Origin of the sequence: Gorillibacterium terrae (assembly GCF_051594785.1) — a bacterium.
In the GTDB taxonomy this organism is placed as follows: Bacteria; Bacillota; Bacilli; order Paenibacillales; family NBRC-103111; genus Gorillibacterium.
Genome location: NZ_JBPPGI010000001.1, coordinates 866,706 through 888,433, shown reverse-complemented (window position 1 = coordinate 888,433; position 21,728 = coordinate 866,706). Strand labels below are relative to the sequence as shown.

18 protein-coding genes and 1 riboswitch are annotated in these 21,728 nt (G+C 59.8%); of the genes, 11 read left to right on the top strand and 7 right to left on the bottom strand.

The features are described from left to right. Positions 1 to 143: 143 nt before the first annotated feature. Complete coding sequence (yhbH, locus tag ACSEXS_RS03690) at positions 144 to 1,292, top strand: sporulation protein YhbH (protein ID WP_438431832.1); 1,149 nt, start codon at positions 144 to 146, stop codon at positions 1,290 to 1,292. 86 nt (positions 1,293 to 1,378) lie between these two features. On the opposite strand, the gene ACSEXS_RS03685 is transcribed toward yhbH, so the two are convergent. From ACSEXS_RS03685 to ACSEXS_RS03675, 3 genes are all read right to left on the bottom strand, one after another. Then, complete coding sequence (locus ACSEXS_RS03685) at positions 1,379 to 1,615, bottom strand: hypothetical protein (protein WP_438431831.1); 237 nt, start codon at positions 1,613 to 1,615, stop codon at positions 1,379 to 1,381. Between the two features lie 129 nt (positions 1,616 to 1,744). Then, positions 1,745 to 2,296 (bottom strand): hypothetical protein, encoded by a 552-nt coding sequence (locus tag ACSEXS_RS03680; protein ID WP_438431830.1) that lies wholly within the window; start codon positions 2,294 to 2,296, stop codon positions 1,745 to 1,747. A 184-nt stretch (positions 2,297 to 2,480) separates the two neighbouring features. Next, a complete protein-coding gene (locus ACSEXS_RS03675) occupies positions 2,481 to 4,253 on the bottom strand; it encodes a methyl-accepting chemotaxis protein (RefSeq protein WP_438431829.1) in 1,773 nt (590 codons plus the stop codon). Positions 4,254 to 4,529: 276 nt separating this feature from the next. On the opposite strand from ACSEXS_RS03675, the gene ACSEXS_RS03670 reads away from it, so the two are divergent. The 5 genes from ACSEXS_RS03670 to ACSEXS_RS03650 all read left to right on the top strand — a co-directional run bounded on the left by ACSEXS_RS03670 (position 4,530) and on the right by ACSEXS_RS03650 (position 8,502). Next, entirely contained in the window at positions 4,530 to 5,201 is a 672-nt protein-coding gene (locus tag ACSEXS_RS03670) for a 3'-5' exonuclease (protein ID WP_438431828.1), read from the top strand. 155 nt (positions 5,202 to 5,356) lie between these two features. Further along, on the top strand, positions 5,357 to 5,614 hold the full coding sequence (locus ACSEXS_RS03665; RefSeq protein WP_438431827.1) for a hypothetical protein: 258 nt from the start codon (positions 5,357 to 5,359) through the stop codon (positions 5,612 to 5,614). Then, positions 5,604 to 5,996: a retropepsin-like aspartic protease gene (locus tag ACSEXS_RS03660; protein WP_438431826.1), complete on the top strand. Its 393-nt coding sequence runs from the start codon at positions 5,604 to 5,606 to the stop codon at positions 5,994 to 5,996. The genes ACSEXS_RS03665 and ACSEXS_RS03660 overlap by 11 nt, the downstream gene beginning before the upstream one ends. Before the next feature lie 299 nt (positions 5,997 to 6,295). Then, complete coding sequence (locus ACSEXS_RS03655) at positions 6,296 to 7,720, top strand: SpoVR family protein (protein ID WP_438431825.1); 1,425 nt, start codon at positions 6,296 to 6,298, stop codon at positions 7,718 to 7,720. 314 nt (positions 7,721 to 8,034) lie between these two features. Then, positions 8,035 to 8,502 (top strand): Ig-like domain-containing protein, encoded by a 468-nt coding sequence (locus ACSEXS_RS03650; RefSeq protein WP_438431824.1) that lies wholly within the window; start codon positions 8,035 to 8,037, stop codon positions 8,500 to 8,502. Positions 8,503 to 8,609: 107 nt separating this feature from the next. Here the strand turns inward: ACSEXS_RS03650 and ACSEXS_RS03645 are convergent, their stop codons facing one another. Beyond that, the gene (locus ACSEXS_RS03645) at positions 8,610 to 9,359 is read right to left on the bottom strand and encodes a class I SAM-dependent methyltransferase (protein ID WP_438431823.1); all 750 of its coding nucleotides are present in this window, start codon (positions 9,357 to 9,359) and stop codon (positions 8,610 to 8,612) included. Between the two features lie 271 nt (positions 9,360 to 9,630). On the opposite strand from ACSEXS_RS03645, the gene glpX reads away from it, so the two are divergent. From glpX to rpiB, 3 genes are read left to right on the top strand one after another with little or no spacing between them, the layout of a single operon-like run. Further along, entirely contained in the window at positions 9,631 to 10,614 is a 984-nt protein-coding gene (gene glpX, locus ACSEXS_RS03640) for a class II fructose-bisphosphatase (protein WP_438431822.1), read from the top strand. 60 nt (positions 10,615 to 10,674) lie between these two features. Then, positions 10,675 to 11,478 (top strand): DeoR/GlpR family DNA-binding transcription regulator, encoded by an 804-nt coding sequence (locus ACSEXS_RS03635; RefSeq protein ID WP_438431821.1) that lies wholly within the window; start codon positions 10,675 to 10,677, stop codon positions 11,476 to 11,478. Continuing rightward, the gene (gene rpiB / locus ACSEXS_RS03630; RefSeq protein WP_438431820.1) at positions 11,475 to 11,918 is read left to right on the top strand and encodes a ribose 5-phosphate isomerase B; all 444 of its coding nucleotides are present in this window, start codon (positions 11,475 to 11,477) and stop codon (positions 11,916 to 11,918) included. The genes ACSEXS_RS03635 and rpiB overlap by 4 nt, the downstream gene beginning before the upstream one ends. Before the next feature lie 44 nt (positions 11,919 to 11,962). Here the strand turns inward: rpiB and ACSEXS_RS03625 are convergent, their stop codons facing one another. After that, positions 11,963 to 13,252, bottom strand: coding sequence for a glycosyltransferase (locus ACSEXS_RS03625; RefSeq protein ID WP_438431819.1), 1,290 nt, complete (start codon positions 13,250 to 13,252; stop codon positions 11,963 to 11,965). Between the two features lie 106 nt (positions 13,253 to 13,358). On the opposite strand from ACSEXS_RS03625, the gene ACSEXS_RS03620 reads away from it, so the two are divergent. Continuing rightward, complete coding sequence (locus ACSEXS_RS03620) at positions 13,359 to 15,836, top strand: choice-of-anchor A family protein (RefSeq protein ID WP_438431818.1); 2,478 nt, start codon at positions 13,359 to 13,361, stop codon at positions 15,834 to 15,836. Positions 15,837 to 16,040: 204 nt separating this feature from the next. After that, on the top strand, positions 16,041 to 17,936 hold the full coding sequence (locus ACSEXS_RS03615; RefSeq protein ID WP_438431817.1) for an S-layer homology domain-containing protein: 1,896 nt from the start codon (positions 16,041 to 16,043) through the stop codon (positions 17,934 to 17,936). A 167-nt stretch (positions 17,937 to 18,103) separates the two neighbouring features. Here the strand turns inward: ACSEXS_RS03615 and ACSEXS_RS03610 are convergent, their stop codons facing one another. Together ACSEXS_RS03610 and ACSEXS_RS03605 are read right to left on the bottom strand one after the other, a co-directional pair. After that, on the bottom strand, positions 18,104 to 20,401 hold the full coding sequence (locus ACSEXS_RS03610) for an S-layer homology domain-containing protein (RefSeq protein ID WP_438431816.1): 2,298 nt from the start codon (positions 20,399 to 20,401) through the stop codon (positions 18,104 to 18,106). Between the two features lie 148 nt (positions 20,402 to 20,549). Then, complete coding sequence (locus tag ACSEXS_RS03605) at positions 20,550 to 21,506, bottom strand: 3D domain-containing protein (RefSeq protein WP_438431815.1); 957 nt, start codon at positions 21,504 to 21,506, stop codon at positions 20,550 to 20,552. A 4-nt stretch (positions 21,507 to 21,510) separates the two neighbouring features. Then, positions 21,511 to 21,663: riboswitch (cyclic di-AMP (ydaO/yuaA leader) on the bottom strand. Between the last annotated feature and the right edge of the window lie 65 nt (positions 21,664 to 21,728).

Here is a 21,728-nt window from a genome sequence, read left to right as displayed (position 1 = left end):
GCAAATTATAACATGACCTCCTTGGATATGGCATGTCTGCCATGCCGATTTTTTTGGCGCATACGGCTTCCTCTGCGGCCCTTCATCCTTCCCCGCCTCCCTGAATATACTGTGACGATAGCATTCACGAAGGGGGTGCGCTCATGGCAGAGCCGCAGTTTATCGTGTCCCGGGAAGACTGGTCGCTGCACCGCAAGGGATTTCAGGACCAAACCCGCCACCAGGAGAAGGTCCGGGAAGCCGTCAAGCAGAACCTCCCCGATCTCATCGCCGACGAAAGCATCGTGATGCAGCGCGGCAAGCAGGTCATCCGGATTCCGATCAAGAGTCTCGATGAATACCGCTTCCGGTACAATTACAAAAAATCCAAGCACGTCGGGCAAGGAGACGGCGATACGCAGGTCGGCGACGTGCTCGGCAGCGACCCGCAGCCCGCCCAAGGCCCCGGCAAGGGGCAGGGAGCGGGCGATCAGCCCGGCGAGGACTATTACGATTCCGAAGTGACCCTGGACGAGGTGGAAGCGATGCTCTTCGAGGAGCTGGAGCTGCCCCATCTGGAAGAGAAGGAAAAGAAGCATATGGAGGCGGCCGAGATCGTCTTCCACGACGTCCGCAAAAAGGGGCTTATGTCCAATATCGACAAGAAGCGAACCATCCTGGAAAACCTGAAGCGCAATGCCGGCTCGGGCCATCCCGGCATCCACGGCATCTCGCCCGACGACCTGCGCTTCAAGACCTGGGAGGAAGTCGTGAAGCCGCAATCCAGCGCCGTCATCGTGGCGATGATGGACACCTCCGGCTCGATGGGAACATTCGAGAAATACATCGCCCGCAGCTTCTTCTATTGGATGACCCGCTTCCTGCGCACCAAATACGAGAACGTCGAGATCGTCTTCATCGCCCACCACACGGAAGCGAAAGAGGTGTCGGAGGAGGACTTCTTCACCAAGGGAGAAAGCGGCGGCACCATCTGCTCCTCGGCTTATGCCAAGGCGCTCGACATCATCGATTCCCGCTACCCGAGCGCCGAATACAACCTCTATCCGTTTCATTTCTCCGACGGCGACAACCTGACCTCGGACAACGAAAAATGCGTCAAGCTGATTGGCCAACTGCTGGAACGCTGCAACATGTTCGGCTATGGCGAGGTCAACCAATATAACCGCAGCAGCACGCTGATGTCCGCCTACAAGCAGATCCGCCATCCCAAATTCCAATATGCGATCATCAAGGAAAAAGGCGAGGTGTACGGAGCGCTGAAGACCTTCTTCAGCAAGCCTGCCTTGACGTAGACTACCAGAGCGGCGCGCCAAAAAATCAGAAGGACCCCGTCCGGCAGGGAGGGGTCCTTCTGTTTGAGCTGGGAAACTTCGGCCGGTTATTCCTCGGATGACGAGTAGCCATCACCGGCTGGAAAATCGGCGTTCCCGCGTTCTTCCCTCTGCTCCCCGTGCGCTTCGTCTGCAGCCGGCGCTTCCGGTTTGCCCACCGCTCGGTAATCGGCATGCTCTCCCGCCTGGCGGTAGGTCAAGCCCATGGCGGCAAACGGCGTCGAGTTCATCTGCTCGTATTCCGCCCGCAACCCCTCGCGTACCGCTTCGTTGTCCTTCGTCATGTGAAACAGCCTCCTTGGGCAGGCTTGGCTGCCTTTTTTCTATGATTACCCAAATCAGGCTTTGATGAAGCGTCCAAAATGGGGTTCTTCGACCGGTTGCAAACCAGCATCAATCCGGCCGACTATTGATCAATTGGAACGCGAAAAGGAAACCATCGCCCACTTTCCGTTCACCTTCTGCATATGCAGGAACATGACTTGGATCGGACCAACGTCGCCCAGAGTCGGCGTCTTCCGGTAGACGGTCAATTCCACCACCGCTTCCGACTGGTTCGCTTCGATCGGAGCCGTTCCCGCCGATAGAATGAGCTCGTCGCCTTTTAGCGCCAGCATCGGATTCGCATAGTCCACGGCCTCCAGAATCTGCTTTTCCCGGTCATCCCTTGGCTTCGTAATCGGCAGCGAGGACTTGAATGCCTTCACCGTATCGAAGAGCAGGCCGCTGCTATCAAACAGTTGAGCCGACTTATCCTGCAGGAGCAGAAGATCGCTCCGAGCCTGCTCCAGTTCAGCAAGCTGCGTCTTTAAATCGGCATTCTCCTTGGTCAGCTCCGCAACCTGCCGCTCTTCCGGATTGGGAGCGAACGCGGAAGAGGTCGCCGTCTGCGCAGCCGGAGAAACCGACTCGGCAAGGGATGACCGTTGTTCTTCGCAAGCGACCATCACCAAACTCAGGGCCATCAAAACACTCCAGATTAAACTTACCTTTCCCCTCACCCACCATCCCCACCTTCTGTTAGCCGATATCGAGTAAACGCCAATCGGTCTCCAAAAGTTGCCAAAACCTCGCTCCACCATAAAAGACCTTGCGCCCGGGGGACGCAAGGTCTCATGTCTGTCTTGGCTGACGCTGTCTCGCGCGGTCCTAGACGGTAAACTTGCCCATCTCCTCGGCAAGCTGCTCCGCCATCTCGGCGAGCTGACCGGCGGCATGGACCAGGTTTTCCTGCGAAGCCGCCTGCTCCTCGGCGGAAGCGGAGATTTCCTGCATCGCCGCAGCGGACTCCTCGGATGCCGCTGCCTGGTTCTGGGAGCGCTCCAGGATGCCTTGGGCGATCTCCCGGAGGTTTTGCAGCGAAGCGGAGATATCGGCCGAAGACCGGACAATGTCGTCCGCCGAATGATAGATGCTCTCGAACTTGCCGTCGGTGGCGGCAAGCTCCTCCTTCTGCTGAACCGCCAGCTGGTGCGCCTGCCGGATGCGTACGGCGGTCTGCTCGGTTTTGTCCAGCGTGGAGCGGATATGCCCGCCGATCTCTTCCGTTGCCCGCGAGGCGCTCTCGGCCAGCTTGCGGATCTCCAGCGAAACGACCGCGAATCCCCGCCCTTCGCTTCCGGCCCGGGCCGCCTCGATCGCCGCGTTCAGCGACAAGAGGTGAGTCTGATCCGCAACCGAACGGATCAGCGCGATAATCTCGTCCATCCGGTGCATCATTCCGGCGAGCTCGTTCATCGAGGCGTCGGCCTCCTTGGCGATCGCCAGGTTTTCCTTCACCTGAATGCCCTGCTTCTCCAAGAGGCCGCGCCCTTCTTCGACCGTACGCAGAGCCCCGGCGGCCAGCTCCGCCCCATCCGCCGTCTGACGGTAAATCCGGTTGACATGATCGGTGAATTCATGCAGCACCTCGTTGTTGCGGGCCGCATCCTCGGCTTGGTGCTCGTTGCTCTCCGCCATTTCGCCGATGGTGGTGGCCACCTGGCCCGCGGCCTGCTTGTTCTCGGTCGCGGAGGCGCTCAGTTCTTCGGCATGTGCGCTCAGCTCCAGGGTGACGGCGTTGATCCGTTGTACCGTCGTGCCGATGCTCACGCTCATCTCCTGAAGACTCGCGGCCATCCGTCCCGTTTCATCCCGCTGCTTTTGCAGCACGGTCAACCCCTCGGGGTTGTGAAAATGCAGCTGCCCGATTTCGCGAATCGCATCCGTCATGCGGCGGATCGGACCCGCAATGCGGCTTCCCATGAGGTAGGCAATTCCGGCGGCTAGGAGCAGGAGGAGAATCCCCAGGCCGCTCAGCATGGATTGGCTCCGCACCAGCTCGCGGTCCATTTCCTTTTGCTTGGCGCTCAGAAGGGCAGCGATATCGTCGATGTAATTGCCGGTGCCGACGATCCAGCCGAAGGGCTCGAAGAGTTGGCTGTAGGCGCGTTTTTCCTTCGGTTCGGTCTCTCCGGGCCGGGGGAACCAGTATTGGGTATAGCCCCCGCCGTTCAGGGCGGCCGTCCGAACCAATTGAACGTATTTGTTGCCGCGGCTGTCGGCGGCATCGTTGCGGCTCTTGCCTTCATCCGGCCTGCCGAGGTATACCACATTTACGCCTTCCTTAGTATCCGCCCAGAAGTACCCGTCCTGTCCATACGTTAGCTTACGCAGCAGATCGGCCGCCCTCTTCCGGGCTTCCGCATCGGACAAGCCAAGCTTGACGGATGCATCGTACGAGGCTTGCAGCATGCTGATGGCCATCTGCACCTGGCTGTGAATCATCTCGTCGTAATCGGCGTTCATCGTATGGGACAGCTCGTTCAGCGAGCGCTTGTCTCCGGCTTGGACCTGATAGAGCGACAAGACCGTCAGGAACAGGGTGGTCAACAAAGCGACGGCACAGGTTAAGGCGATGATTTTGCTGCGAATCGAGCGCATAGGGCGTCCTCCTCTTATCTCTAAGAAGGTTATTCTCCTTTTTTCGACATGAATGCTTGACTGTCTGCAAAGAGTGACAAATAACCTCATGCTTCCTTATCGGCAATTCGTTTCCGGTTATTTAGTGTTATTTTCAGGAAATAACCGGTCCAAAAGTCTCTGATTCCCGAAGTCATTCATGACTATTCGCCTATATCGATCGGAAGGGGCAGGAATCGGAGCAATCGCTCCCGAAGAAAGTCAAGAACTCCACTATGCGAAAGGCAGGTTCGCTTCATGAATTTTACCGCCATCGATTTCGAGACCGCCACGGCCAGCCGGGGCAGCGCCTGCTCAATCGGACTTGTCCGGGTGGAGAACGGAACCGTCGCCGCCAAGCTGCACCGCCTCATCCGTCCTCCCGGCAACCGGTACGACCGGATGAATATTTCCATTCACGGCATTACGCCGGATATGACGAAGAATGAACCTTCCTTCTGCGAATTGTGGCCGGAGCTGGCGCCTTACCTCAGCGGTCAAAGCGTCATCGCCCACAACGCCAGCTTCGATATGAGCGTGCTGCGGTATTGCCTCGACGCCGACGGGCGCGAATACCCGCCGTTTGCTTACTATTGCACTTACCTGTTCGCCCGCAGCCTGTGGCCGGGCCGAAGCAGCTACGTGCTGTCCGACCTTGCGCGCCAGCACGGCATCCGCTTCGCCCACCACCGCGCGGACGAGGATGCCTATGCCTGCGCGAGGCTGGCGCTCGCCATGCTGGAGCAGGAAGGCGCGGCAAGCCTCGAAGAGCTGGCCGCCCGCTGCGGCTACCGGCCGGGCGCGCACCAGCCCGGCGGCTATACGCCGTTCGGCAAGCTCAAGCCGCCGAAGCCCGAACCGCGGGGGCGCGGCAAGGCAGCGGCCGTGCAGAACGAGACGGCGGCGGCGCGGGAGGAAGAGCGCGGCTGAGAGTACTTACTCTATCAAAGGCTGGGCTTCGTTTCTCCAAGGTGCTTACGCAATAAAGCTCTCCACGGACGATGCAGGATCGTCGGGAGAGCTTTATTGTTGCCTGTTTTCTGGTAAAATGGAGGCAGGACAAGTACTCTTAGGAGGTGCCGAACATGCAATGGGAAGAAGTACGTAAGATCTATCCTGATCAATACGTTAAGCTGCAGATCCTCTCCTCTCATACCAGAGACAATACGAGATATGTGGATGAGGTTGCCTTAATTAAAGCCATTCAAGATCCAAAAGAAGCAACTCAAGAATTGCTTCACTCAAAAGAAGGCGTCATTATATCCCATACCGCAAATGAAGAGCTAAAGGTAGAACTCCGTCCACTGCGAGGCTTGCGAGGAGTCGTCCAATATGACAATTGATCTCGTAGATGGGCTGCTGCAAACCTCAATTACGATAAATTACAAAGGACAAGTCCTTATCATAGACAAACTGGTCATTGATACCGGCGCTTCTCACACGCTTCTGTCTGCCGATGCAGTTTCTGACATCGATGTTTATTTTGAAAACGGAGACGAGATCGTCAGCGCTTATGGTATCGGCGGCGAGGAAAGCTGTTTTAGAAAGACATTTAACGCTGTAGCGTTGGGCGACTTCCAAATTGAGAATTTCAAACTTGATGTTGGTGCTCTGCATGAGGAACTTGGCATAAATGGGCTGTTGGGTCTGGATTTGCTTATGGCGGCTAATGTGGTTCTGGATTTGTCAGAATTAATAATGTATGCAAAGCAGATACCTCACTAATTGAGTCATCACAATCTATCATTTCTTCAGTTAACCGTTCTTTCTCAAGCAACTTCTTAAGCGTTTTCTAACTTTCCAATAACTGCACCTGTATCAGAGCTGAAAAACTGCCTAAATAATGGTGATTGTAGGTAATCATAAAAATAGTCCTGTAATTCCAAAGGTGTTAGAGATTGTATTCTCTACTTCTCCATGAGTGAGCCTCCCCTCCCCCCTCCCCCATGCCCAGAATCATCCCCGGCCTTTTCCCATATATATGAGGATACGGAATCACCATCCGGCTAGGGGGAGGGAACGGCTTGAATCGCGAAGAAGAAGCGGCTTTGCAGAAGGCCATTGCCGAGATCACAGAGATTGCCCAAGGCTTCGGTCTCGATTTCTATCCGATGCGCTACGAGATCTGCCCGGCGGACATCATCTACACGTTCGGGGCGTACGGTATGCCCACGAGGTTCAGTCACTGGACCTTCGGCAAGGCCTTCAATAAGATGAAGCTGCAGTACGACTTCGGTCTCAGCAAAATCTACGAGCTGGTCATTAACTCGAATCCCTGCTACGCTTTCCTGCTCGACGGCAACTCGCTCATCCAGAACAAGCTGATCGTCGCCCATGTGCTGGCCCACTGCGATTTTTTCAAGAACAACGCCCGCTTCAGCAAGACCAACCGGGATATGGTCGAGAGCATGTCCGCGACAGCCGAGCGCATCCGCCGGTACGAGATCGAATACGGCGCCGGACGAGTGGAGCATTTCCTCGACGCCGTGCTGGCGATTCAGGAACACATCGACCCCGACCTCGTCCGCCCGTATTCGCCGAACCGGTACGACATCGCCGATGAAACCGAAGCGCGCGAGGAACCGCCGCAAACCGGCTACGAGGACCTGTGGGAGCTGGAAGCGATCGGGGCAGACGCGCCCGGAGAAGAGAAGGAGCCGCAGAAGCGGTTTCCGCCCCGCCCCGAGAAGGACCTACTGTGGTTTATCCAGCAGTACGCCGCCGACCTGGAGCCCTGGCAGCGCGATATTCTGACGATGCTGCGCGACGAGATGCTCTATTTCTGGCCGCAGATGGAGACGAAGATCATGAACGAGGGCTGGGCGTCCTACTGGCACATCCGCATTCTTCGCGAGCTCGACCTTACCTCCGACGAGACCATCGAATTCTCCAAGCTCAATTCCTCCGTCGTCGTTCCGTCCACCCATTCGCTCAATCCCTATTACCTGGGGTACAAAATCTACGAGGACATCGAGAAGCGCTGGGATTCCCCCACCGACGAGGAACGCGAACGGTACGGCCGCCAGCCGGGGAAGGGCCGGGAGAAGCTGTTCGAGGTCCGCGAATTCGATTCGGATACCTCCTTCCTGCGCAATTACTTGACCAAAGAGCTGGTGGAGGACCTCGACCTCTACATCTTCGAGAAGAAGGGCAGCGACTGGAAGGTCACCGACAAAACCTGGCGCAACGTCCGCGACCAACTTGTGTACAGCCGGGTCAACGGCGGCTTCCCCGTACTGACCGTCGAGAACGGGGATTACGGCAAGCGCGGCGAGCTCTACCTGAAGCACGGATTCGAGGGCATGGAGCTGGATCTCAAATACGTGGAGAAAACCCTGCCGTATGTGCAGCAGCTGTGGGGAAAGCCGGTCTACCTGGAGACGATCGTCGAAGACAAACCGGTGCTGTTCAGCTACGACGGCAAAAAGCACGGCCGGCAGTTCTTGTAGAAGAGGACCTTATCGAAGGCGGCCACTGAAATACGTTACGGAGTATGCGGAATGGTTCTGAAATAACGGCAGCTCGTCATCGGCCTCGGATTCAACCGCAAAAAGCGGTTTGAGCCGAAGAGATCCGGGTGTTGCCGGAAATGAAGGACGATCCGCAGGCGAACCGACGAATTTATCAGTGGCCGCTTGAGAAGGCCCTCTTTTTGCTGTGCGCTCAAGAGAAATAGGGGGATTCACAAAAAATGGACAAACTCTCACGCTATGGATTACAGTTGGGATATCACGAACGTCGATCGGATAGGGGGCAAAGAATCGTGCGTAAGTATACCATCCCCATTCTCACCCTGGTCTGTTTTGGGTTCTTCGTTATCGGATGTGGGACTACCAAGAACCTTTCCGGGAATACGAATGGCTCATCGAATACCCCTGTTATGACGAAGGCTGAGCCTTCGGATTGGATCGTGGCCACCAAGCCCGGAAAGGACGAAGCGGACGTCGATGAACAAGCCGATATCGAAATTACCTTTGGCCAAGATATGAATCCGGATTCTCTGAACGAAACGAACATTCTGGTCTTGGACGGAAAGCATGGAGACCAAATGATTCAATCCCTCTTCAAGTTCCATTACGAAAAAAGCCAGCGAAAGCTCTCTCTCGAACTCCCCGAGGATACGGGTTATGGCTCAAGCAACGGCATCGAGGTGAGGATTTCGGGGAACGTGGAAAATGCTCGGCATGAGACCATGGGAAGCGATTATCAATTTGGATTCCTCGTAAAATAACAAACAATGGCCATACCGTGACGGTGACAACGCCAGCTTCCCAGGCTGCGGCCTGATCAAGAAAGCCGATCAAACGGAACCCAAGTTCCGCTCGATCGGCTTCTCTTTTACAAGGTGGAGAGGATCAGGAAGCGCTCGGACGTGGTCCGGATTCCCTTCTCCGTCTGGTTCTCCTGAACGAATTTCCGAAGGATGCAGAAGTCCTCCTCCGTTTCCCCGAAGTCCGGAATGATCGGCGTGTGCTTCAGCAAGAACAGCAGGTCCTCCGGCGTTTGGTAATACTCCGTCACGCTCCAATCCAGCGCTCGACGATTCCGGAAGCCCGCTTCCCGCAGCTCCGTCAAATACCGCTCCTTCAAGCTCCCGGCTTCCGTCCCATAAGCCTGTCCGCGCCCGAACGCTTCCTTGAGGTTGGCTTTGTCGGCTTCGCCGACTTGCTGAGTGAGGAACGTCCCACCCTTCGCCAGAACCCGGGCAATTTCCGCGGCGTTGAACTCCGAGTGCCGGCACGTAACGATTTGGAAGAACCCTTCGGGAAATTCCAGGCGGTCCGCATCCATCTGAAGAAAGCGCACAGGAAGGTGGCCCGACCCGGCTGCATTCTTGTTCGCGGTTTCGATCATTGCACGGGACCGGTCGATTCCGACGAGCAGCAGCACGGCTTCGGCGATGGCCAGGACCGCTTCCCCGCCTCCCGTACCGATGTCCAGCAGGAGATCCGATTTCTTGCAGATTTTCGCGACTTCCTCATACAACTCCGTTTGGGTTCCTTCGCAAACGCATTTCACTTTGCTGAAATCCCAACCGTTGCGCGATCCCACTTGCTCGTAAAACGTTCTATAGTCAAAAGAGGCCATTCTCTATATTCCTCCTAGGGGTTTACCCAACCGGTTTCTCTCGCTGCTTCGCATGGGAAAGAATGGTCTCATTATAGTTCACGCCACCCTGATCCTCAACCGGCCCTCGGAAAACGATTCCGTCCCCCATCCTCGCATTCCTTTGTTACGATTTTTCAACAATAGTCGAAATCAAATCGAAAATAATACGATAATAATCGCAAATAAACGATAATTGATTTATGATAGATTTCGCAAGAAACAACAGACGAACGAAAAGGGGAAATCGGGAATGAACGGGTTCGAAGAGCCGGTGCATCATCTGGGCTTGTCGCTCGCCGCGGTCTGCGAGGAAGCGGCCATCGCCTCCGCCGAATGGATCGGCTGCGGCAACAAGAACGAGGCGGACGGAGCGGCCACGGCGGCGATGCGGGAGCTGCTGAACCGGATGCCGATGCGGGGCACCGTCGTGATCGGCGAAGGCGAGCTGGACGAAGCTCCGATGCTCTACATCGGAGAAACGCTGGGGACCGGTCAGGGTCCCCGCGTCGACATCGCCGTCGATCCGCTTGAGGGAACCGCCCTCGTCGCCGACGGGCTGGACAATTCCCTGTCGGTGATCGCCATTGCCCCCGAGGGCTGCCTGCTGCACGCGCCCGATACGTATATGGAGAAGCTCGCCGTGGGACCGGCAGCGGCCGGGAAGCTCGACATCACCGCCCCCCTGCTGGACAACCTGAAGGCGGCGGCAAAAGCGCTCGGCAAGGATCTCCGGGAGATGACCGTCTCCATCCAGAGCCGACCGCGGCACCGGGAAGCCATCGAGACGGTCCGCCGGGCGGGAGCCAAGGTCGCCCTCTTCCAGGAAGGCGACGTCTCCTGCTCCATCGCCACGGCGCTGCCGCACACCGCCGCCGATCTCTTCTACAGCATCGGCGGCGCGCCGGAGGGCGTCGTCTCTGCCGTCGCCCTGCACTGCCTGGGCGGCGAGCTGCAGGGCCGGCTGAAGCCGGAGAACGAGGAGCAGGACCGCCGCTGCCGGCTCATGGGCGTGCTGCCGAACGCTCCGCTCGGCATGCGCGATTTCCTGCGGTCGGACGACTGCGTCTTCGCGGCGACCGGCATCACCGAGAGCCTGCTGCTCTCCGGCGTGCGCCGGACCGCCCCCGGTCTCTATTCCGTCCACACGATGCTCGGTCTTGGGCTCGGGCGGCAGGTGTATTTTATGAAGAGCGAGAAGCCCGGCCTGGTGCCTGCGGCGGCCGAACTCTGTTAGAATAGAGCTGCGGGCTCGTTTCCGGGACCCGACCGAATTCATTATCTGCAACCGGAGTTGATGGCTTTGTTTGCCGAAGAACGGCGCACCCAACTGATTCATTATCTTACCGAAAACCAGCGGGCCTCCGTCAAGGAGCTGTCCGTGCGGCTCGGGGTGTCGGAAGCGACCCTGCGCACCGACCTCAACCTGTTGGAGGAAGAGGGGCTCGTCCGGCGGATTCACGGCGGGGCCGTGCTCGTCGAGCAAGCCCGCCCGGAATATGCCTATGCCGAGCGGGAACGGCGCAACCAGGCGGAGAAGGCGGCCATCGGCCGCAAGGCCGCCGAGCTCGTCCAGGACGGCCAGTGCATCCTGGTCGACGCCAGCACGACCGCCCTGGAGCTGGCCAAGCACCTGAGGCGGCTGCCCTACCGGCTGACCGTCGTCACAAGCGGCATCTACACGGCGCTGGAGCTGAAGGAAAACCCGAACATGCACGTCATCCTGATCGGCGGCGTGCTGCGGATGGGTTCCGGCGCGGTGGAAGGCACCCTGGGAGACGATATCCTGGGCAAGATCAAGGTCGATTGCCTGTTCACTTCTCCCGCCGGTTTTCAGATCGACAGCGGCCTGATGGATTTCAACCTCTATGAGGTCGAGCTGAAGCGCCGGATGGTAGAGGTTTCCTCCAAGGTCGTCGCTCTGCTCGACAGCTCGAAGATCAATGTGAATTCGATCGCCAGCTACGCCGATACCGGCCGTATCCGCACGTTCATCACCGACGACGGGGCTCCTTCCGACGTCCTGGACGAGCTTGCAGGCCGCGGCATAAAGGTCAGCACCGTCTCGGCGGATCGCGAGAAAGCCGGCAGAGCCGAATGAAGCTGCTGATCGGCTCGGACCACAACGGCTTTGCCTTGAAGGAGCAAATCAAAGCCTATCTTGACGAACGAAGAATCGAAGTCCGTGACCTCGGCTGTCCTTCCGAGACTCCCGCCGATTATCCCGACATCGCCTTCGCCGCCGCCGATCTTATTTCCGCAGGCGAGTATGCCCGCGGGATTCTCGTCTGCGGAACCGGCAACGGCATGGCCATCTCCGCCAACAAGGTGGCCGGTGTGCGGGCGGCGCTCTGCCATGACCCCGTATCGGCAGAGCGGGCCCGCAAGAGCAACGATGCGCAAATCCTGACAATGGGGGCGTGGATCATCGGCTGGGCCGAGGCCAAGCGGGTGATCGACATCTGGCTCGAAGCCGAATTCGCCGGCGGCGAGTCGGCGCGCAAGGTCGGGAAGATCGAAGAACGCGACCGAGCCCGATAATCCTGCGGGCAGGAACGAAAGAAGAAGGCTGAGGGCTCCTGTCCTCAGCCTTCTTCCATGAGCAGCGGCTTCAACTGATGCTCCCAGATCCAGCGGCGGCCGTAGCGCCGGCGGCAGACGGTCTTGGCGCTCAGCGCCGGGTTGCCGCGCACCGCCCGAACCGCTTCGGCCGCATGCCCATCGAGATACGCTTGCTCGGAGGGCTGGTACGTCTCGCGGGTGTCGAAGCCGAAATTGCGGGCGTCCCAGCGCATGAAGGCGGCCCCGAGTTCTCGTCCAAGCTCCTGCAGGGCCGGTACGGCCTGATTGAGAATAAGGTGATTGCCCCTGCTGGCCGCCTCCAGCACGGTGAGGCCAAACGACTCGGAGTAGGATGGACAGACATAGAGGTTGGACAGCGTGAACAGGTCCATTACCCCTTGATGCGGGAAGCCATGGGGCCAGCCGCAATCCGAGGTGAATACATAATCCTCGTCCCGGCCGCCCCGCTCCCTTCCTTCCGCCCGAATCCGATTCTTATACGCCGCAGGCGAAACATCGAGGGACGGAAAGTCGCAGAAGATCACCCGGACGTCGCCGCCGGATGCCTTGCGCAGGGCTCCTGCGAAGCCGGCGACCTTTTCAAGCCGCTTTCCCGGCGTCAACCGCCCCGGATAGACGAGCAGGAACTCCGGCTCGCTGAAATCGACTGCTTCGCCCAATTGCTTCGCCGCCTCGCCGAGCCCGGCGAACACGTCGAGGGTGTTGTTCACGGCGCGGCATTGCGACAGCGGCACCCGGTATTGGGCGGCAAGCGCAGCCAGGCCGGACTCGGTGGGATAGACGTACGTGGTCCGGGGCATGGGCGTATACCGGGCCGAGAACGGCCAGTGTGCCAGCGGGGCGGGCTCTGCGGGAGCCGAATGGGTAAAAGCGAAGAAACGCAGCTCGGGCAAACTCGCTTGGGCGAGCCGCAGCGCGACGTTATGGACCAAATGCCAGCCCTGATAATGGATATCGTGGAGGAGGCAGACGTCGCAGGGAGCGAGCTGCTCCGCCAGATCCGCCGCAATCGCCTCGGCCTCCCGGAAGAAGGAGGCGTGCACCCTCCCGCTCGCCTGAGAATAGTCCTTCCAGTGAATCTGTCGGTCGTCCAAGCGGTTGTTGATCTTGACCCATTCAACCCGCTCGTCGAGAAAAATCCCGTACCGTTCGGAATCCGGGCAATCCTGCGAGACAAGAAGCCTGACCGGAATTCCGGCCGATGTGAGCATATGCAGCTGCTCCTCGACCACCTGGACGAGGGAGTAGGTCTTCGCCAGCCCGTTGAACATGGTTAAAATGGCCGCCCGCATGCGGATCCCTCCCTGTTACAGAATACGGAACCGTTCATGGGCCTATGCACGGTTTTTAACAAACGCCTATATACTGCAACATCTGCAATCGGGAGGTAAACAAGAAATGGCTTGTGCAAACCTGGGTACGGCTAACGACTTCAATGTGTTTGTATTTGGCAATCATACTCAATCGTTTGTCGATTCGGAAGGAAGGGTAGCCGTCGGAGGAACGGCCACTTACGTGAGCTACGGGGTCGGAAGCCGTCTGCCCGTCTCCACGACGAGAGCCGATCTCGTCATCGGCGGCAATGTCGATATCAGCATGGGCACCAACTTCGCCGGCAATACCGTGATTAGCCCGACGAGCATGGTCATTCGGTACACCATGACCAACAACAACGGCGTCCCCAACCAACCCTTGATCGGAACGCCCGTCGATTTTGCCGCCGCCGAAATGTTTCTCATGACGGCCTCGGCCCAATGGGCGGCTTTGCCTCCCAACGGTACCGTCAGCAATAACTTCGGCCAGATCGTGTTAACGGGAACCAGCCCCACTCTGAATATTTTCACTTTCCACGGAAACAACGTGGACGGATCGGGCCTTCGGCTGGATTCGGCAAACGGCATCAACATCGTAGCCCCTGAGGGTTCCACGATCCTGATCAATGTAGGCGGGGATGAGGTCGGCTTTGGCAGCTATTCGATTTTCCGCAACGGGGTCGTCATGGATCGGGTGGCCGGACCCTTCATTCTCTGGAATTTCTACCAAGCGTCGACGGCTTTTAACCAGAACCTGTCCATTGAGGGCTCCGTTCTCGCACCTTATGCCAACTGGGAGGCCAGGGGATTCGGAAACATCAACGGAACGATGGTCGCCCAATCCTTGACCAATACAACCGGATCGATTGAGGAACACAATGTTCCGTTCATCGGCTGCCTGCCCGCCTTGCCCGAAGTGCCGACCACCTCCACCACCACGGCGCTTCCGACGACGACCACGACAACCACCACCACGACCACCGTGCTGCCCACGACAACGACGACGACGGTAATTCCGACGACCACGACCACGACGGTGCTTCCGACGACAACGACCACTACCCTGCTTCCCACCACTACGACGACGACCCTGCTCCCGACGACCACGACCACCACCGGTCCCTCGTTCTCGATTACCGGCACCAAGACTGCCGACGTCACCACCGCCCCGGTTGGCTCCAAGGTTACGTTCACAATCACCATCTTCAATGGGGGCGTTGCGCCCGCCGATGTAGTCGTGCTGGACCTTCTGCCGAGCAACGTCGCCTTCATCCCGAACAGCGTGACGATCAACGGCAATTCCGTCCCCTGCATAAACATTGCTCAAGGCATTCTGCTCTCGCCGGTTAACCCGGGACAGGGAATCGCGCTCGGCTTCAAAGCGCTCATCCTCGGCATGCCTCCGGGAGGCGTCATCATCAATCAGGGCAACCTTGTCGTCGCGCCTCCCGGCACCTTCCTGCCGGATTGCCATCCGCACATCCCTCAGCTCACGCCTCCGTTCGGATTTCCCGCCGCTCCCGGGATGGAACTTCCCGTCTTCTCCGTCCTGTCGCCGGAGTTCTCCCCGACGCCCTCTCATCCCAATCAGTCGGGGGCCGTCGTGCTGCCGGACGGCACCCTGGTATTTGCTTCCCCGGTGACCTTTCCCGGCATCACCATTCCTCCCCTGCCCGGAACCATCTTAGCGGCGCAGGGCGGCATTCCTATCCCGATCACGACTCCGAATCCCGTCACCGTCACCGCAGGAACGCTGCGCCCCTTCCCGAACCTCGTTTTGAAAAAATTCGTCGACCGCTGCGCCCAATCCACCGGGAGCCGGCTTGCTTATACGATCCTCATCTTCAACGACGGCAACGCTCCGGCCCTGTCCGTCAAGCTGACCGATGTCATACCCAAGGGATTGAAATTCATTCCGGGAACGATTCAAGTGGATCCGTTTGTCCGTTTGAACGAGAATCCGGTGGACGGCATTCAGATCGGATCGATCCCATCCGGCACCGGCTTGGCCATCCGCTTCCTGGTTCTCGCCACCAAGCCGGGCCGCTTCAGCAACCGGGCGGAGGCCAAAGCGATGTTCGAGTTGGCCGATGGCAGCCGAACAACCAAGAACTTCGAATCCAATCCGGTGATCATTCGAATCGCCGCCCTGCAGCCGCTGCCGCTTGTCTTCCTGACCAAGAGCGCCAGTGTCCGCGCCGTATCGCTGGGCGAGCATTTCCAATACACCCTGGTGCTCACCAACCGCTCCTCCCGCTTCCGCATGGAGAATACCGTTCTCTTCGACCCGCTGGACGAATCGCTGCAGTACGTGACGGGAAGCCTGCGGATCAACGGCGTCCCCGCGCCCGACCCGGTGGTCGGAGTCGAGCTCGGCGAGATCGGGCCGGGAGAGTCGCGCACCGTAACGTTTGAGGTTAGTACAGCTTATCCCCCATTCGGCAGTCTCATTATTAACCGGGCCGCCGCTCTCTTTGCGTACCAAAGCGAAACCTCCTGCCGCCGCTCCGCCGTCATCTCCGACCCCATCACCGTCCGGTTTATCGAGCAGCACGAAGAATAGTGCGCCAGCCTCGTTGCCGCTTACCAGCCGCCCCGGGAATCCGGAGGCGGCTGGTAAGCTTGAAGGCGGGCACTTCACACGGTGGATTCTAGTATTGGATTCTAGCATTTCCCTCTTCTACCAGCGATCTTCACTAGGGTTGAAGAGTCCGCTTCTTTACAATGAAGGGAAAACCGTCGAGTTCCCGGCGGAAAGGTGGATACCATGGCCCTGCTTCCCTTCTTCCAAAGCCTCAAGCGGATGCTCCTGCTCCAGCCCCTGCTGCTCCCGCTGCTCGCGGCTCCCCTGCTGTCTGCCGCATCCGCAGATCGTGCCGCTTCCATGGCGACGCCGATCCCGGAGCTTTCACCCTACATAGCCGCCGCCGCCCGCTCGGCTCAAGTGCCGGTCTACCTAGACGCGGCGCATTCCGAGCGGATAGCCTCGCTGTCCGCCGGAGAGGAATACCCGGTGCTCTCGTTCGAGTCCGGCCAAGGCAAGCTGCAGCTGCTGGGGGGCAAGACCGGCTACGTCGACCTGGCCGCCGTAACCGTACGACCGCTTAAACGGTATGTGCTCGGCTGGAACGCCTTTGGCGACCGGGTAACCTTCCTCGCCCAAAACCGGGTGTCGGCGGACCTCAATGCGGTATCGCCGCGCTGGTTCTTCCTCGATTCGGATAAGGCTCCGCTTACCTCGGCTCCCGACGCCGCGTATGTGGCCGCCTCCCATCGCCAAGGCCAGGAGGTCTGGCCGCTGTTCGGCAACCGGTTCGATTCCGATCTGACCAATGCGTTCCTCCGGTCGGCGGAGCAACGCAAGCAAGCGGTCTCGACAATCCGCTCGGCCCTCCTGCAGACGAAAGCGGACGGGATCAACGTCGATTTTGAGAACATCCAACCCGACAACAAGGCGCTGTTCGTCGCCTTCATCGGCGAGCTCGCGTCTGCACTGCATCCTTACGGAATGAAAGTGACGGTCGACGTCACCCGCACCAATCCCGATCCTTACTGGTCCGGCTCGCTTGACCGGGAAGCGCTCGGCAAGGTTGCCGATTTCCTCATCCTGATGGGATACGATGAGCATTACGAAGGCGCTCCGACCGCCGGGTCGACCAGTTCTCTCCCTTGGATTAGAGAGGGCGTCCGCCTTCTGCTGAAGGAGGTTCCGGCGCAAAAGGTCATCCTTGGCGTTCCGTTCTATACCCGCGATTGGTCGACTTCCGCGGCAGGCTCCGTGGTCAGCGAGTACCTGTCCGCCAAGGACGCCGCCGCGCTGGTGAGCCGGCTGGGCCTCGGCCGGACATGGGATGCCGGCGCCGAGCAGAACAAGGTTCGCTACACCGCCTCGGGCGTCGTTCACCAGATCTGGCTGGAGGACACGGCCTCCATGAAGCGCCGGACCGCGTTGATCCCCCAGTACGCCCTGCGGGGTTCGGCCGCTTGGTACATGGGCGAGGAGACGCCGGACCTCTGGCCGGCGTTCGCCAAGCTGGTTCCGGCCAAGCCGCTCGCCTCGGCTCCCGCCTATGCCGATCTGACCGGCCATTGGGCCCGCGACAGCGTGCTGGCCCTGGCGCAGCGGCGGGTGATCGCCGGGACCGGCGCCGGCCGCTTCGAGCCGGAGCGTTCCGTGACACGCGCCGAATTCGCGGCGCTCTTGTCCCGGTTATATCTCGGCGGCAGCCCGCTTGCCTCCGGAGCCGCCGGCCGCTTCCGCGATGTACCCATCGGCAGTTGGTATGCCGGCAGCGCAGCGCTCCTCTCCGGGCTCGGCGTGCTCTCCGGCTATCCCGGCGGAACCTTCCGGCCAGAGGCGGCGATCACCCGGGAGGAGATGGCGGCGATGATCAGCCGTCTGATGGACCGGACGGCTGTGCTTCCGCCGCTCTCCTCCGGCCGTCAGGACGCTTTGCTGCAGCCCTTCGCCGATGGCGGCACGCTCGCTTGGTCCCGGCAGGCGGTGGCGAGGGCCCTCGACCTGGGGATCGTCAAAGGACGCACCGCCGATTTCTTTAGCGCAAGCAGCTTCACGACGCGCGCCGAGGCCGCCGTCATGCTGGAGCGCTTGCAGGGTTGGCTGGAGGCCCAACCCGGCTATGAGCTCGCCTATCCCGGTTAAGCTGAACCAAAGCCGTACCGGCGGAATAGGCTGAGGGCCACCAAGCCTTACCCGATCAGCCGGGTGCAATGCACATGCGGCCGGTTCTGCGGGAACGGCAAAAGAGCCATCTTCTCCCGGACATGGCGGAGAGGATGGCTATTGGCATGGGCAGGAGGCCCGCCGGCTCAGTTCAGCGGTCGAATCGGCGAGGACTGCATGGTCGGGCGAATCTGCAGGAATTTGTAGAAGGCAACGGCCGCGTCGGCTCGCGTCACCTCGGCGGTAGGCCGGAAGCTGCCGTCGGCGGCTTTGTTGAACAAGCCCAGCGCCAGCGCAATGGCGACCTGGCCCTTCAGCTTCACCTGATCCGCATCCCGGTAGTCCAGCTTGAACAGGCCGCTTACCCCCGCCAGCTTATCGAAGCCGAGCGCCCGCACCAAGAGTCCTGCCATCTCTTCCCGCGTCATCTTGGCGTCCGGGTTAAGCGTATCCGTAGACCGGTCGAGAATGCCGGCGTCTACCGCCGCTTCCACGTACGAGAAGTAGGAGGAGGTAGCCAGGACATCCTTGTAGCTGTTGGCGCGCCCGGCTGCGTAAAAGGTGTGAAAGCTGCCGTTCTGAAGGGCGGTCATCAGCATCTTGATCAGTTCGCCCCGGGTGACGGCCTGCTCCGGATGAACCTTGCCGTCTTTGACGTCCAGCGCCTTATAGTCGATTAGCAGTTGCAGCTCCTTCTGCGCCGGATGGCCCGCAATGTCCGTCGCCACGGTCCGGCCGGGCTGCGTGACTTCTCCGGTCTCCTGCTTTTTCCACTCGCCGGTGACGGCATCGAGGTAAATCGAATCGTAGACCTGCGAGGTCGGCATATACACCAGCTTGGCGGGCTTGCGGTCTTTCCACGGAGTCGAATAATCGGCTGCGGGCGAATCCTGGTACTGCAGCTCCAAGCGGTAAGGAGCCAGCAGAATATCCATTGCCTTCGTGGAGGCGATAACCGCCGGTGTCTTGGAGGGATAATCGACAGAAGCGAGATTGGCCGAATAATGAATGACCGTTCCGTTGATCCGGTCGACGTTCACCGACAGACTGTCCAGGGTAACGGCGCCGTCGACGACTCGGCGAAGGGAAAAGTCTGCGATCCGGCCCGTGTTCACGCTGGAGTCATTCGCGGCGGCCGCCAGCTTATCGGGAACGTCCGTTTCGATAAAACCGAGCTGATCGGCGTAGTGAGGCAGCGTCTTCAGCACGAAGTCCCGAACGGACTTTTTCAGCTTGGCGTCATCGAGAACCTTGGGCAGCTCCGCTTCCGTCAGCGGCTGCCAAGCCTTGCTGGAATCGTAATTGTACGTAAGCACCTCGCCGGTATCGGCATTGACGGCAGCGCTATAGCGAATTGCGTTCGAATCGGCGGCTTTTCCGATACGGAAGGTAACCCGCCATACGGCTTGCGCGGCACCGGCGGCGTCATAGGCTGCCTGCTCGTTGTAGGTGATGCCCTCCAGCACGGCAGCGGCGGGAATGGACAGGGTCTTGCGGGCGATCTCGGCCGCTTTTTCGTCCGTCAGCTTTTGGCCCCGGGCCGGCTTGGCGGCGAGCGGTTTGGCAGCCAGCGGTTGAAACCCGGCAAAATCGGTCCGGTCCCATGAAACAAGCTTGCCGGTCGCCGCATCGAGCGGACGCGCATCGAGTGCATAGGTCAGGGCGAGCTTGGCCTTCTTCCCTTCCGTCAAAACGTACTGCAGGAAGGGCTTGGCTGCCTTCTTGTAAGCCGCGAGCGCATCTGCCGCCGCGATCGCCGGCTTCGACGCTTCAAAGGCGGCGCTGGGATGCCAGGCGAATTGATAACCGGTAAGCGCCCCCGATCCGTCAATGGTAAAGGTGATATTGTCGGTCGGATACCGCACGCCGTCCACCGACCGGTCGAACCGGAAGGAATAGGACACTTCCCCCTGCAGCGGCGGCACATAGGATTCGTCATTCGATCCGTCGTAGATCGTCGAGGCCGCTTCCCCGGGGTTCATCTTCTTCAGCAGGCCGAAGGCCACCTCCTTCGCCGCCGCATAATCCAGCTTGGGCGGATACACCACCTGCTTGTCGGGATCGTGATCGGAGAGGCTGTACCCGATGAGCCGGCCCGTCGCTCCGTCGATCGTACCGAACAAGTAAGAATAGACCTGACTGCCGGAACCGCTTTCAAACTGGAACTGCCAACTGCCATTCTCGGAAATCCAGCTGTCGCCGTTGAAGCTGGCGGCCGTCAGCTTATAGCCGGCCGGTATGGAAATTGCCGCCTTCAGCTTGGCCAGCGCTTCCTCCTTGCCGATCTTGGCCTTGACGGCCGTATCGCCGGCCCCGGCCAATGCCATAGCGGCGTTCTTGGCCGCCATGTTCTCGGAGACGTTTCCCGCTGCCGCTGCCGGAAGGGCCCCCGTCGTGAATAGCGCGGCCGACAGCAGTCCGGCCGCCATTCCCTTGCTCCGCATATCCTCATCGACTCCCTTATCCCGTTTTCCGTGCTTCCCCAATTGGGCTACTTATAGAACGCGGAAAGGAAAAAAAAGGTTGCAGCTGTCTGCAAAAAGACGGCAACGAATCCGCAAGGGACACGTGCCGTCTTCTAACCGAGCTTCCTCATTCCAGTATGTACACCTGGACGGACTGGATGCCGAAGTCAAGCGCATCCTGCTTGCCTCCGGGGATGAAGATATCAATCCGGCTGCCTTGGATGGCGCTGCCCTGATCGCGGGCGTAAGCGATCATTCCGCTCCCCGGCAGGCCGCTGCCTTTATAGCCCGTTACATAAACCTTGCTCCCCATCGGAATCACATCCGGGTCAACTGCGATGGTTCCCAGCTTCAGGGCGTTGCCGTAATAGTCCACGGCCCCCCACCCGTTCTCTTCGGGAGCCGAGGAATACCCGGTCGCCGTCACCTTAAGCGAGCGCTTGAAGGTCAGCACTTCGCCCCAAGCGGAGACGACCCGGCGGGAGGAAGCCGACAGCGCGGCTTCCTTTTTGCTGCCGGACGAAGCCGACTGCGCCTTGGAGGGCTTGGCGGCTTGTGCCGAAGCGGCGGCCGCCTGCGCCTTCTTCTTTGCCGCCTGGGCGGCCGCTTGCTTGGCCTGGGCGGCGGCTTGCTTGGCTTTGGCCGCTTGGGCGGCCTTGGCTGCCGCAGCGGCCTTGCTCTTCGCCGCAGCCGCAGCCGCCTCCTTCGCGGCCGCTTCCCGGCGGGCCGCCTGCGCTTTTGCTGCCTGCGCCTGCGCTTTGGCCGCCTGCGCCTGCGCTTTGGCCGCCTGCGCCGCCGCTTCCGGGGTTTGCGCCGGAGCGGCGGCTTGCGGCATTGCCCGCGTCGCGGCCATCGGCTCGGCCGCGGCCGGCGCACCGAGCGGCAGAGCTGCGCCGAGCTTCAAGAGAGGCGGCGCTTCCATTGCCGCAAACGCCGGCGCCGTCAAGATGCCGGTTCCCGCCGCTTCACCGACCTCGGCGGAACCGCCTGCGAGCGGCGTCCTCGCCGCTTGAACCAACCCAACCGCCAAGGCGGCAGCTACACCTACCAACAAGAACAGTAAACCTGTCTTCCACTTTTTCAAAACGTCCTCCCACAAGCTCGGCCTGCGAGGTTAGTTGTCGGGTTGAGAAGGGGGAGCCCTCCTCTCGCATTTGCGATTCACCCCTAGCTGCCTAACGGCATGCGGCAAGAAATCCCCCGCGCTCTCTCAACGAAGAGAGCTTTGGCCTTCTTTTGCTAGAGTCTACCACATCCCGAACCGCCCGGCCTAGCGGAGAATTCTGGGAAATGGAAAAACCCTGCT

Bases quoted from the DNA above. Each gene is read 5' to 3' on its own strand.
- yhbH (WP_438431832.1), top strand. From the start codon at position 144: ATGGCAGAGCCGCAGTTTATCGTGTCCCGGGAAGACTGGTCGCTGCAC.
- glpX (WP_438431822.1), top strand. From the start codon at position 9,631: ATGAACGGGTTCGAAGAGCCGGTGCATCATCTGGGCTTGTCGCTCGCC.
- ACSEXS_RS03680 (WP_438431830.1), bottom strand. From the start codon at position 2,296: ATGGCCCTGAGTTTGGTGATGGTCGCTTGCGAAGAACAACGGTCATCC.
- ACSEXS_RS03635 (WP_438431821.1), top strand. From the start codon at position 10,675: ATGGCTTTGTTTGCCGAAGAACGGCGCACCCAACTGATTCATTATCTT.
- rpiB (WP_438431820.1), top strand. From the start codon at position 11,475: ATGAAGCTGCTGATCGGCTCGGACCACAACGGCTTTGCCTTGAAGGAG.
- ACSEXS_RS03665 (WP_438431827.1), top strand. From the start codon at position 5,357: ATGCAATGGGAAGAAGTACGTAAGATCTATCCTGATCAATACGTTAAG.
- ACSEXS_RS03625 (WP_438431819.1), bottom strand. From the start codon at position 13,252: ATGCGGGCGGCCATTTTAACCATGTTCAACGGGCTGGCGAAGACCTAC.
- ACSEXS_RS03620 (WP_438431818.1), top strand. From the start codon at position 13,359: ATGGCTTGTGCAAACCTGGGTACGGCTAACGACTTCAATGTGTTTGTA.
- ACSEXS_RS03670 (WP_438431828.1), top strand. From the start codon at position 4,530: ATGAATTTTACCGCCATCGATTTCGAGACCGCCACGGCCAGCCGGGGC.
- ACSEXS_RS03660 (WP_438431826.1), top strand. From the start codon at position 5,604: ATGACAATTGATCTCGTAGATGGGCTGCTGCAAACCTCAATTACGATA.
- ACSEXS_RS03685 (WP_438431831.1), bottom strand. From the start codon at position 1,615: ATGACGAAGGACAACGAAGCGGTACGCGAGGGGTTGCGGGCGGAATAC.
- ACSEXS_RS03645 (WP_438431823.1), bottom strand. From the start codon at position 9,359: ATGGCCTCTTTTGACTATAGAACGTTTTACGAGCAAGTGGGATCGCGC.
- ACSEXS_RS03615 (WP_438431817.1), top strand. From the start codon at position 16,041: ATGGCCCTGCTTCCCTTCTTCCAAAGCCTCAAGCGGATGCTCCTGCTC.
- ACSEXS_RS03675 (WP_438431829.1), bottom strand. From the start codon at position 4,253: ATGCGCTCGATTCGCAGCAAAATCATCGCCTTAACCTGTGCCGTCGCT.
- ACSEXS_RS03610 (WP_438431816.1), bottom strand. From the start codon at position 20,401: ATGCGGAGCAAGGGAATGGCGGCCGGACTGCTGTCGGCCGCGCTATTC.